Genomic DNA, 10,580 nt, shown 5'->3' with positions numbered 1-10,580 from the left:
CCGGAACAGCGACCGAACTGGACACCAGCTACCTCGAAACCCTGCTGGGCTACAACGCGCGGCGGGCTGCGCTCTCGGTGATTGCCGTGTTTCTGCAGCGCATGGCACCCTTTGGTCTGCGCCCGGTGGACTTCTCGGTGCTCACGCTGGTGGCCCACAACCCGGGGGTGACCTCGCGCCAGATCTGCGCCACGCTCGACATCCTGCCGCCCAATCTGGTGAGCATGGTCAAGAGCCTGGAAAAACGCGGTCTGATCCTGCGCCGCGCCCACCCCACCGATGGCCGGGCCCAAGGTCTGCACCTGACACCCTCGGGAAAGAAGACCCAGGCCCAGGCCCAGATCACGGCCACCCAGCTTGAGCAGGATGTGTCTGGTGCCTTAAGTAACGAAGAGTTGCAACTGCTGAACCACCTGCTGCGCAAGGTCTACCGGCGCTGAAAGGGGCGCCGCAAGCGGTTGGCGCATGCGGCAACCGGCGTATAGTGATTTGTCAGCCCGGCCAGGCGAATCAGGAGACTTGTCCATGGGTGCCCAAGCGCATGCCGCCACCATTCAGCTGTTCGATCTGCTGGAATCCCGCTATGCGCTGCGCGTCATCTGGGCGCTGGCCGATGGCCATCCACAGACTTTTCGGCTGCTGCAAGACAGCGTGGGTGGCGCCACGCCGAACACGCTCAACACCCGGCTCAAAGAGTTGCGCGCGGCCTGGCTGGTCGAGCACGGCGGCAGCGGTTATCAACTCACGCCCCAGGGCGCCGATCTGGCCCGCCGGCTGGGCGAAGTGCCGTCTTTCGCCGGCAAATGGGTGCACAGCTCGGTCCGCGAAGCCCACACCACGCCGCGCCGAGGCTAGTGCCTGCGGCGGTGCATCAAAAAACGGGGCTGCTCACCACCGTCTGGCGCTGCTCGCCCAAACCACGCCCACCTAGGGTGATCACGTCGCCCACCTTCAGATACAGCGGTGGCTTGTGCCCCATGCCCACACCGGGTGGCGTTCCCGTCGGGATCACATCGCCGGGCTGCAAGGCCATGAAACGGCTCAGATAGCTCACGATGGTGGCCACACCAAAAATCATGGTGCGGGTATTGCCGGTCTGGCGCCGCTCGCCATTCACGTCCAGCCACAAATCCACGCTCTGCACTTCACCCAGCTCGTCCGGCGTCACCAGCCAGGGACCAATGGGGCAGTGGCTGGGGTAGCTCTTGCCCTTGGCCCACTGCCCTTCGTATTCGGTCTGGTAGGCGCGCTCGGACACATCGTTGACCAGGCAGTAGCCCGCCACACAATCCAGCGCTTCGTCTTCGCTCACGTGCCAGGCGGTACGCCCGATCACGATGCCCAGTTCCACTTCCCAATCGAGCTTCTGGGAACCCGGCGCCAGCCACACGTCGTCGTTCGGGCCGCTGATGGACGCGCTGTGTTTGTTGAACACAATCGGCTGGCCGGGCACCTTCAAGCCCGACTCCGCCGCATGGTCGGCGTAGTTCAGGCCGATGCAGACCACGTTGCCCACACCGCCCACGCAAGCGCCCAAACGGGTATCGGGCGGCAGCAAAGGCAGGCTCGTGGGATCGAGCGCGGCCAGGCTCGACATAAAATCAGGCCCCAGAGCGGCGGGCGCAATGTCGGTCAACACACGGCTGAGATCGCGCAAGCCACCGGTTGCGTCCACGACGCCGGGTTTTTCGGCGCCTTTCGGACCGTGGCGAAACAGTTTCATGATGCATCTCCTGGGCAGCAAAAGCGCCCACTGTAACGCCGCAACCAAGAACCGTGGCGAAGCCGATTTCCGACCTGATTGAGGGTCCATCCGTTACTTTGACCCAAAGCCCTTGAAATTCGGGAACTTGGCTCCATTTGCTACGCAAAGCGATAAACCGGTACAGGTTTTCCCGGTTTTGCGCCGAGGACCACCGCCCATTTCTTCTTCATTTCAGCCATTCGAACCCAGCACATGAGCAAAATGCACGACCCAGCCGACCAACCGACCAACCAGGCCAGTGCGGCCGATACCGCTCCGGTCGGGGCAGAAGAAGCCTTGGCAGCCCAGGCGGCCAACGAAGCCGACGAACAAAACGCGCTGGTCAACGAGCTGGCGGCGCTCAAGGCCAGCAACGCCGATCTGGCCGACCAGTTTCTGCGCGCCAAGGCCGAGGCCGAAAACGCCCGCCGCCGCGCCGAAGACGAGGTCAGCAAGGCGCGCAAGTTCGCGGTGGAGAGTTTTGCCGAAAGCCTGCTGGCCGTGGCCGACAGCCTGGAAGCTGGTCTGGCGATTGCAGACGCCACGCGCGAACAGCTGCGCGAGGGCTCGGAGGCCACGCTGAAACAGCTCAAAAGCGCGCTGGAGCGCCACAAGGTGCTGGAAATCAACCCCGGCCCGACGCAAAAATTCGACCCCCACCAGCACCAGGCCATCAGCATGGTGCCGGCAGAGCAGGAAGCCAATACCGTGGTGAGCGTGCTGCAAAAAGGCTATCTGATCGCCGACCGCGTGCTGCGCCCGGCCCTGGTGACGGTGGCCGCGCCCAAGTGAGCTTGAACGCTTGGGGCTGAGCGTTGGGCGCACGCGGTATTTCCGCCAGACGCTCCACACGCCATGCACAAGCTGCGCCCTTGAAATCCACAGACTTATCCACATCTCTTCAACATCTTTTTCATCTTCATCGGAGCTACAAAAATGGGACGAATCATCGGCATTGACCTGGGTACCACCAACTCGTGCGTATCCATCATGGAAGGCAACACCACCAAAGTGATCGAAAACAGCGAGGGTGCACGCACCACGCCATCGATCGTGGCCTATCAGGAAGACGGCGAAGTGCTGGTGGGCGCCAGCGCCAAGCGCCAGGCCGTGACCAACCCCAAGAACACGCTGTACGCGATCAAACGCCTGATCGGTCGCAAGTTCACCGAAAAAGAAGTGCAGAAGGACATCAACCTGATGCCTTATTCCATCGTGGCCGCCGACAACGGTGACGCCTGGGTGGAAGTGCGCGGCAAGCAGCTCTCGGCCCAGCAGGTCAGCGCCGACATCCTGCGCAAGATGAAAAAAACCGCTGAGGACTACCTCGGCGAAGCCGTGACCGAAGCCGTGATCACGGTGCCCGCCTACTTCAACGATGCCCAGCGCCAGGCCACCAAAGACGCCGGTCGTATCGCCGGCCTGGACGTGAAGCGCATCATCAACGAGCCCACCGCTGCGGCCCTGGCCTTTGGCCTGGACAAGCAGGAAAAGGGTGACCGCAAGGTCGCTGTCTATGACTTGGGTGGTGGCACCTTCGACGTGTCCATCATCGAGATCGCCGATGTCGATGGCGAAAAACAGTTCGAAGTGTTGTCCACCAACGGCGACACCTTCCTGGGTGGCGAGGACTTCGACCAGCGCATCATCGATTACATCGTCACCGAGTTCAAGAAAGAACAAGGCGTCGACCTGACCAAGGACGTGCTGGCCCTGCAGCGCCTGAAGGAAGCCGCTGAAAAGGCCAAGATCGAGCTCTCCAGCTCGTCCGCGACCGATCTGAACCTGCCCTATATCACCGCCGATGCATCGGGCCCCAAGCACCTGAACATCAAGCTCACCCGCGCCAAGCTGGAAGCTCTGGTGGAAGAGCTGATCGAGCGCACCATCGCGCCTTGCCGCACCGCCATCAAAGACGCCGGCGTCAGCGTGGGCGATATCCACGACGTGATCCTGGTCGGTGGCATGACCCGCATGCCCAAGGTGCAGGAGAAGGTGAAGGAATTCTTCGGCAAGGAGCCACGCAAGGACGTGAACCCCGACGAAGCCGTGGCCGTGGGCGCTGCCATCCAGGGCCAGGTGCTCTCCGGTGACCGCAAAGACGTGCTGCTGCTCGACGTGACCCCGCTGTCGCTCGGTATCGAGACCATGGGTGGTGTCATGACCAAGATGATCCAGAAGAACACCACCATCCCGACCAAGTTCAGCCAGGTGTTCTCGACCGCCGAAGACAACCAGCCCGCCGTGACCATCAAGGTGTTCCAGGGCGAACGCGAAATCGCCACCGGCAACAAGATGCTTGGCGAGTTCAACCTGGAAGGCATTCCGTCTGCGGCCCGCGGCACGCCACAAATCGAGGTGAGCTTCGACATCGACGCCAACGGCATCTTGCACGTGGGCGCCAAGGACAAGGGCACCGGCAAAGAAAACAAGATCACCATCAAGGCCAACTCGGGTCTGTCGGAAGACGAGATCCAGCAAATGGTGAAAGACGCCGAGCTCAACGCCGCCGACGACAAGAAGAAAGTCGAGTTGGTACAGGCCCGCAACCAGGGCGAAGCCATGGCGCACAGCGTGAAGAAAACGCTGGGCGAACATGGCGACAAGCTGGAAGCCGCCGAGAAAGAAGCCATTGAAGCAGCCATCAAGGAGCTCGAGGAAGCCGTGAGCGGTGAAGACAAAGACGCCATCGAAGCCAAGACCGAAGCCCTGATGACCGCCAGCCAGAAGCTGGGCGAAAAGGTTTACGCCGCTTCGCAGGCCGAACAAGCCGCAGCGGCGGGCGCAGCGCCCGGTGGCGAGGCACCCGCCGGTGGCCATGCCGCCGAAGACGACGTGGTCGATGCCGAGGTGAAAGAAGTCAAGCGAGACTGATTTGCAGACCCAGGCATTGGCCCTGATCCACCTACCCGCCGCCGCGCTCGGTCACGCCTCAGTGACCGTTCGCGGCGTCCGTGTTCCCAAACGACCCTGACGACACCATGGCCAAACGCGACTTTTACGAAATCCTGGGTGTACCCAAAAACGCCTCGGACGAGGAAATCAAAAAAGCCTATCGCAAGCTTGCGATGAAGCACCACCCGGACCGCAACCAGGGTGACGCATCCAAGGGTGCCGAAGAGCGTTTCAAAGAAGCCAAAGAGGCTTACGAAATGCTCTCGGACCCGCAGAAGAAGGCGGCCTACGACCAGTACGGCCACGCCGGCGTCGACCCCAATATGCGCGGCGGTGCGGGCGGCGCCGAAGGCTTTGACGGTTTCTCTGGCGCCTTTGGCGACATCTTTGGCGACATCTTCGGCGGTGCGCGCGGCCAGCGCAGCGGCCGTCAGGTCTACCGCGGCGCCGACCTGTCTTACGCCATGGAAATCTCCCTGGAAGAGGCCGCGACCGGCAAAGAGAGCCAGATCCGCATTCCTTCGTGGGACAACTGCGACACCTGCAAAGGCACGGGCGCCAAACCCGGCACCAGCGTCAAGACCTGTTCCACCTGCCATGGCCAAGGCCAGGTCCAGATTCGCCAGGGCTTCTTCAGCGTGCAGCAGACCTGCCCGCATTGCCACGGCACCGGCAAGGTCATCCCCGAACCCTGCGTCACCTGCCACGGCCAGGGCAAGATCAAGAAGCAGAAAACCCTGGAAATCAAGATCCCTGCGGGCATCGACGACGGCCAGCGCATCCGCAGCACCGGCAACGGCGAACCCGGTCAAAACGGTGGCCCTTCGGGCGACCTGTACATCGAAATCCGGCTGCGCAAGCACGACATCTTCGAGCGCGAGGGCGACGACCTGCACTGCCAGGTGCCGGTCTCGATGACCACCGCCGCCCTCGGCGGCGAGATCGACGTGCCCACCCTGCAAGGCAAGGCCACCATCGACCTGCCCGAAGCCACCCAAAGCGGCAAAACCTTCCGCCTGCGTGGCAAGGGCCTGAAAGGCGTGCGCAGCAGCTACCCCGGCGATCTGTACTGCCACGTGGCGGTGGAAACCCCGGTCAAGCTCACCGAGCACCAGCGCAAGCTGCTCAAGGAGCTGGACGATTCGTTCAAAAAAGGCGGCCACAAACACAGCCCGAACGACGCGGGATGGTTTGAGAAGGCGAAGAGCTTTTTCAGCTGATCCAGCGGATCGCTGAAATGAAAAAGGGCGACGGGTGACCGTCGCCCTTTTTCACGGGCTCAGAGCACCCTGCCGCCTACTGATCGCTCAAAACCAGCTTCGCACCCAGACCAGCGAAGGTGGTGGTGAAACCGTGCGTCAGCCAGGCCTGCACACGGGGTGGATGGACCACGCCCCCAACGCAGCCGTCACCGGTGGCGCAGGTTTCAGACCTTTTCCGGTTGAAGGAATACGCGCGCCTTGCGCGGATGGACCACCAGCGTCTCACCTTTCTGCAAGCCCATTTCGTGGAACTGCTGCGCCGACATGTGCACCTCGATCAACGGGTCGTGTCCATCGGGCTGGCTGTGTTCCACCGGGTGCAGTTCCAGCTGCGCGATCGGGCCGACCACGATCGCGCGACGGAGCGTGGCCACGATGCCACTGGTGCCTGCCCGGTGCCGCTGAACATCCAGGTCGTGCGGTCGCACATAAGCCATTGCCTGCGCGTTCTGTGCGCCAACGTGTTCGGGCGCATCCAGCGCCAGGCCGTCCAGGTGCCAGAAACCCTCGTGCGCCCGGCCGTGGAACTGGTTCACATCACCCAGAAAGCCGTACACAAACGGGCTCGCCGGCTGGTCCAACACCTCTTGGGGCGAGCCCACCTGCTCGACCGCGCCGCTGTTCATCAACACCACGCGGTCGGCCACTTCCAGCGCTTCTTCCTGGTCATGGGTCACGAAGATGCTGGTCACGTGCAGTTCGTCGTGCAGGCGGCGCAACCAGCGGCGCAACTCCTTGCGTACCTTCGCGTCGAGCGCGCCGAAAGGCTCGTCGAGCAGCAACACCTTGGGCTCGACGGCAAGCGCGCGCGCCAGCGCGATGCGTTGGCGCTGGCCACCCGAGAGCTGCGACGGGTAGCGCTCGGCAAGCCCGTCGAGCTGCACCAGCTTGAGCAAGTCGCCCACCTTTTGCTTGATTCGGGCTTCGCTTGGGCGCTGGTCGCGAGGTTTGACCCGCAAGCCAAAAGCCACGTTCTCAAACACGCTCATGTGGCGAAACAGCGCATAGTGCTGGAACACGAAACCCACGTTGCGCTCGCGCACATGCACGTCGGTCATGTCGACGCCGCCGAAGTGGATGCCCCCCGTGTCGGGCGTTTCCAACCCCGCAATGACGCGCAGCAGTGTGGTCTTGCCGCAGCCCGAGGGCCCAAGCAGCGCCAGCAGTTCACCGGAGGCGATGTCGAGGTTGACGTTGCGCAGCGCCTGGAAACGGCCGAAGTGCTTGTTGACGTCGCGGATTCGAATGCTCATGGGGATTCCCAGTAAAAAGTCAGTTTGCGCGGCCGGCGGCAGCGCCCGGTGCAGAAATGGACCGCTCTGGCGGCGGTTCGGCCAGTGCGTTGAGCTCGCGCGCCATGCGCCACCCGACCACCGACTTGATGCCCAGCGTCACCAGGGCCAGCAGGGCCAGCAGCGAGGCCACGGCAAACGCTGCCGCCGACTGGTATTCGTTGTAGAGGATCTCGACGTGCAGTGGCAAGGTATTGGTCTGGCCGCGGATGTGGCCCGAGACCACAGAGACCGCGCCGAACTCGCCCATGGCCCGCGCGTTGCACAGGATCACGCCGTGGATCAGGCCCCATTTGATGTTGGGCAAGGTCACGTACCAGAAGGTCTGCCAGCCGGTCGCACCGAGCACCACCGCCGCCTGTTCTTCGTCGTTGCCTTGCGCCTGCATCAGCGGAATGAGTTCGCGCGCGATGAAGGGAAAGGTGACAAAGAGGGTGACCAGGATGATGCCGGGAACGGCGAAGACGACCCTGATCCCGTGGTCGGCCAACCAAGGCCCAAACCAGCCCTGTGCGCCAAACACCAGTACGTAGATCAGGCCGGCCACCACAGGCGAGACCGAGAACGGCAGGTCGATCAGCGTGGTCAGAATGGCCTTGCCGCGGAATTCATGTTTGGCGACGCACCATGCCGCCGCCACACCGAACACCAGGTTCAGCGGCACGGCCACCAAGGCGGTGAGGAGTGTGAGGCGGATCGCAGACCAGGCGTCCGGTTCCTGCAAAGTGTGCCAATACGCCTCCCCGCCTTTGCGCAAGGCCTCGGTGACCACAACCGCCAACGGCAACACGAGGAACAAGAACATGAAGACCAGCGCGATGCCGGTGAGCGTGTAACGCACCCAGGCCGCTTCGGTGGTACCGCGCTGCGCGCTGCGAATGGACGGGGCGCTCATAGCGCCCCCCCGGCGGTGCGCTTGCGCTGCCAGGCTTGCAAACCGTTGATGAGCAAAAGCAGTGCAAACGAGGCCACCAGCATCACGCAGGCCACTGCTGTGGCACCGGCGTAGTCGTACTGCTCCAGCTTGCTGATGATGATCAGTGGCGTGATTTCGGAAACCATGGGCATGTTGCCGGCGATGAAGATCACCGAGCCGTACTCACCCACCGCACGGGCAAAAGCCATGGCAAACCCCGTGAGCAGCGCGGGGGCAATGGCCGGAAAAATGACACGGGTGAAGGTCTGCCAGCGTGTTGCGCCCAGGCAGGTGGCCGCCTCTTCCAGCTCCTTTTCGGCATCTTCCAGCACCGGCTGCACCGTGCGAACCACAAAGGGCAGACCGATGAAGATGAGCGCGATCAACACCCCGTTGGGGTTGAACGCCAGCTGGATGCCATGGGGCTCCAGGTAGCGGCCGATCCAGCCATTGCCAGCCAGCAGCGCTGCGAGCGAAATACCCGCCACGGCCGTGGGTAGCGCAAACGGCAGGTCCACCATCGCGTCCACGATCTTCTTGCCGGGAAAGCTGTAGCGCACCAGCACCCAGGCCACCAGCAGACCCAACACCGCGTTCACCAGCGCAGCGAGGAACGAGGCACCGAAAGTCAGGCGGTACGAAGCCAGCACGCGTGGCGCCGTGACCGCATCCCAGAACTGCGGCCAGGTCAATGTGAAGGTCTTGAAGACCAGTGCCGACAAAGGGATCAGCACGATCAGGCACAGGTAAAAGACCGAGAAACCGAGCGTGATGCGCAAGCCAGGCAACACGCGGACCGGGGCGTGGCGCCGGACTTCTCCGGCCGCCGGAGCAGGAACCGGCAGCGAAACCGCGAGGACAGACATTCAGGACTCCAACGTTGTGAGCAACGGCGCTGCGGCGCGCACCGTCGCGGGAGCCGGCTGGGCGTTCGACAGCAGCGATTGCAGCAAAGCCAACCCCTGGGACCACTCGCCAAAGCCCGCGGCCACATTGATATGGCCAGCGTTTTCCAGCCGCACGAACGCGCTGCCCCAGGCACGGGCGTACGCGCCGGCCAGTCGCACGGGGCAATACGGGTCGTTGCTGCTGGCCACCAGCATGCTGCGATAAGGCAGCCGCTGGTACGGAACCGGGGCAAAGTCGGCCAGCACCGCACGCCGCTCGGGATCGGCCGGCGCCACCAGCAGCGCGGCGCTGATGCGCGCTGCGGCTTCTGGTGGCAAATGGGCGGTGGTGATGCACCCCAGGCTGTGCGCAACCACCACCACACGTTCGCGCCGGCTGGACAGGATCTCGTCCGTCAGGCGACCCACCCAGTTCTGCAGGCGTGGGAACAACCAGTCGCCCTGCTCCACGCGACGTGCCCCCGGCAGACGCTGGGCCCAGAGGCTTTGCCAGTGCTCGGGTTCGGAGTTGCGCCAGCCCGGCACGATGAGAATGCGGTCGGTGTTCATTTGCGCAGGTAGATCTGGTCGAAGCTGCCGCCATCGGCAAAGTGCAGCTTGGCCGCCTGCTCCCAGTTGCCGAAAGCCTCTTCGATCTTGAAGAGATTGAGCCTGGGCTGCTGCTTGGCGTATTTCGCCTGTGCTTTGGCCGAGGTCGGGCGGTAGAAGTGCTTGCCCACGATGTCCTGCGCCTCATCGGTGTACAGAAACTTCAGGTAGGCCTCGGCCACGGCACGTGTGCCCTTCCTGTCGACGTTCCTGTCGACCACGGTCACGGCCGGCTCGGCCAGGATGGACAGCGAGGGGTAGATGAAGTCCACCTTGTTGCCGAACTCCTGTTCCAGCAAATAGGCCTCGTTTTCCCAGGCGATGAACACGTCCCCCTGACCACGCTGGGCGAAGGTGATGGAGGCGCCACGCGCACCGGTGTCGAGCACCGGCACGTTGGCGTAGAGCTTGGCCACAAACTCCCTGGCCTTGGCGTCCCCGCCGTACTTGCGCCGGGCAAATTCCCAGGCCGCCAGGTAGTTCCAGCGGGCACCGCCGGAGGTCTTGGGGTTGGGGGTGATGACCTTGACGTCCGAACGGATCAGATCGTCCCAATCCTTGATGCCCTTGGGATTGCCCGCCCGGGTCACCAGCACGATGGTGGAGGCGTAGGGCGAACTGTTGTGTGGCAGGCGTTTTTGCCAGTCTTTGGGAATCCAGCCGCCGTTGGTGTGCAGCGCGTCGGTGTCGCCGGCCAGGGCCAGGGTGGCCACGTCGGCGTCCAGCCCATCGATGATGGAGCGCGCCTGCTTGCCCGAGCCGCCATGGCTTTGTTTGATGGACACGTCCTGGCCGGTACTGGCCTTCCAGTATCGGGCGAACGCGGCATTGATTTCAACGTAGAGCTCACGGGTCGGGTCGTAGGACACGTTGAGCAGCGTGACCGGGGCTGGCTGGGCCAGCGAACGCAGCGCGGTGGCGACAAGGGCCCCGGCGATCAGGGTGTGGGAGAAAGCGCGACGGGTTTTCATGGGG

The 10,580-nt window shown here is 63.4% G+C and carries 11 protein-coding genes; 5 read left to right on the top strand and 6 right to left on the bottom strand.

Going from position 1 to position 10,580, the window contains the following annotated elements; translation table 11 throughout:
- The first annotated feature begins 17 nt into the window (after nt 1-17).
- Nucleotides 18-440 carry a MarR family winged helix-turn-helix transcriptional regulator gene (locus ABYB95_RS10015; RefSeq protein WP_372658340.1) on the top strand — a complete coding sequence of 141 codons (423 nt, stop codon included), beginning with the start codon at nt 18-20 and terminating at the stop codon, nt 438-440.
- An 85-nt stretch (nt 441-525) separates the two neighbouring features.
- Entirely contained in the window at nt 526-855 is a 330-nt protein-coding gene (locus tag ABYB95_RS10010) for a winged helix-turn-helix transcriptional regulator (RefSeq protein WP_372658337.1), read from the top strand.
- Nucleotides 856-871: 16 nt separating this feature from the next.
- Here the strand turns inward: ABYB95_RS10010 and ABYB95_RS10005 are convergent, their stop codons facing one another.
- Nucleotides 872-1,723, bottom strand: coding sequence for a fumarylacetoacetate hydrolase family protein (locus ABYB95_RS10005; RefSeq protein ID WP_372658336.1), 852 nt, complete (start codon nt 1,721-1,723; stop codon nt 872-874).
- Between the two features lie 243 nt (nt 1,724-1,966).
- On the opposite strand from ABYB95_RS10005, the gene grpE reads away from it, so the two are divergent.
- The 3 genes from grpE to dnaJ all read left to right on the top strand — a co-directional run bounded on the left by grpE (nt 1,967) and on the right by dnaJ (nt 5,859).
- Nucleotides 1,967-2,536, top strand: a complete 570-nt coding sequence (gene grpE, locus ABYB95_RS10000; protein WP_372658339.1) for a nucleotide exchange factor GrpE — start codon at nt 1,967-1,969, stop codon at nt 2,534-2,536.
- A 144-nt stretch (nt 2,537-2,680) separates the two neighbouring features.
- Nucleotides 2,681-4,618 carry a molecular chaperone DnaK gene (gene dnaK / locus ABYB95_RS09995; RefSeq protein WP_372658334.1) on the top strand — a complete coding sequence of 646 codons (1,938 nt, stop codon included), beginning with the start codon at nt 2,681-2,683 and terminating at the stop codon, nt 4,616-4,618.
- 107 nt (nt 4,619-4,725) lie between these two features.
- The gene (gene dnaJ, locus ABYB95_RS09990) at nt 4,726-5,859 is read left to right on the top strand and encodes a molecular chaperone DnaJ (protein WP_372658333.1); all 1,134 of its coding nucleotides are present in this window, start codon (nt 4,726-4,728) and stop codon (nt 5,857-5,859) included.
- 206 nt (nt 5,860-6,065) lie between these two features.
- On the opposite strand, the gene ABYB95_RS09985 is transcribed toward dnaJ, so the two are convergent.
- Genes ABYB95_RS09985 through ABYB95_RS09965 form a run of 5 tightly spaced genes read right to left on the bottom strand, consistent with a single transcriptional unit; the run spans nt 6,066 to nt 10,576 of the window.
- Nucleotides 6,066-7,154: a sulfate/molybdate ABC transporter ATP-binding protein gene (locus ABYB95_RS09985; RefSeq protein ID WP_372658332.1), complete on the bottom strand. Its 1,089-nt coding sequence runs from the start codon at nt 7,152-7,154 to the stop codon at nt 6,066-6,068.
- Between the two features lie 19 nt (nt 7,155-7,173).
- The gene (gene cysW, locus ABYB95_RS09980; RefSeq protein WP_372658331.1) at nt 7,174-8,088 is read right to left on the bottom strand and encodes a sulfate ABC transporter permease subunit CysW; all 915 of its coding nucleotides are present in this window, start codon (nt 8,086-8,088) and stop codon (nt 7,174-7,176) included.
- Complete coding sequence (gene cysT, locus ABYB95_RS09975; protein WP_372658330.1) at nt 8,085-8,975, bottom strand: sulfate ABC transporter permease subunit CysT; 891 nt, start codon at nt 8,973-8,975, stop codon at nt 8,085-8,087. Before cysT ends, cysW begins: the two co-directional genes overlap by 4 nt.
- A complete protein-coding gene (locus ABYB95_RS09970) occupies nt 8,976-9,566 on the bottom strand; it encodes an RBBP9/YdeN family alpha/beta hydrolase (RefSeq protein WP_372658329.1) in 591 nt (196 codons plus the stop codon). It lies immediately after the preceding gene.
- Nucleotides 9,563-10,576, bottom strand: a complete 1,014-nt coding sequence (locus ABYB95_RS09965; protein ID WP_372658338.1) for a sulfate ABC transporter substrate-binding protein — start codon at nt 10,574-10,576, stop codon at nt 9,563-9,565. The genes ABYB95_RS09970 and ABYB95_RS09965 overlap by 4 nt, the downstream gene beginning before the upstream one ends.
- Nucleotides 10,577-10,580: the final 4 nt, after the last annotated feature.

This window comes from Hydrogenophaga sp. (assembly GCF_041633695.1).
In the GTDB taxonomy this organism is placed as follows: domain Bacteria; phylum Pseudomonadota; class Gammaproteobacteria; order Burkholderiales; family Burkholderiaceae_C; genus Hydrogenophaga.
This window is presented reverse-complemented; position numbering and strand designations above follow the sequence as displayed.

Excerpts from the sequence above, each read along its gene's own strand:
- ABYB95_RS10010 (WP_372658337.1), top strand. The coding sequence starts at position 526 with ATGGGTGCCCAAGCGCATGCCGCCACCATTCAGCTGTTCGATCTGCTG.
- ABYB95_RS10005 (WP_372658336.1), bottom strand. The coding sequence starts at position 1,723 with ATGAAACTGTTTCGCCACGGTCCGAAAGGCGCCGAAAAACCCGGCGTC.
- grpE (WP_372658339.1), top strand. The coding sequence starts at position 1,967 with ATGCACGACCCAGCCGACCAACCGACCAACCAGGCCAGTGCGGCCGAT.
- dnaK (WP_372658334.1), top strand. The coding sequence starts at position 2,681 with ATGGGACGAATCATCGGCATTGACCTGGGTACCACCAACTCGTGCGTA.
- dnaJ (WP_372658333.1), top strand. The coding sequence starts at position 4,726 with ATGGCCAAACGCGACTTTTACGAAATCCTGGGTGTACCCAAAAACGCC.
- ABYB95_RS09985 (WP_372658332.1), bottom strand. The coding sequence starts at position 7,154 with ATGAGCATTCGAATCCGCGACGTCAACAAGCACTTCGGCCGTTTCCAG.
- cysW (WP_372658331.1), bottom strand. The coding sequence starts at position 8,088 with ATGAGCGCCCCGTCCATTCGCAGCGCGCAGCGCGGTACCACCGAAGCG.
- cysT (WP_372658330.1), bottom strand. The coding sequence starts at position 8,975 with ATGTCTGTCCTCGCGGTTTCGCTGCCGGTTCCTGCTCCGGCGGCCGGA.
- ABYB95_RS09970 (WP_372658329.1), bottom strand. The coding sequence starts at position 9,566 with ATGAACACCGACCGCATTCTCATCGTGCCGGGCTGGCGCAACTCCGAA.
- ABYB95_RS09965 (WP_372658338.1), bottom strand. The coding sequence starts at position 10,576 with ATGAAAACCCGTCGCGCTTTCTCCCACACCCTGATCGCCGGGGCCCTT.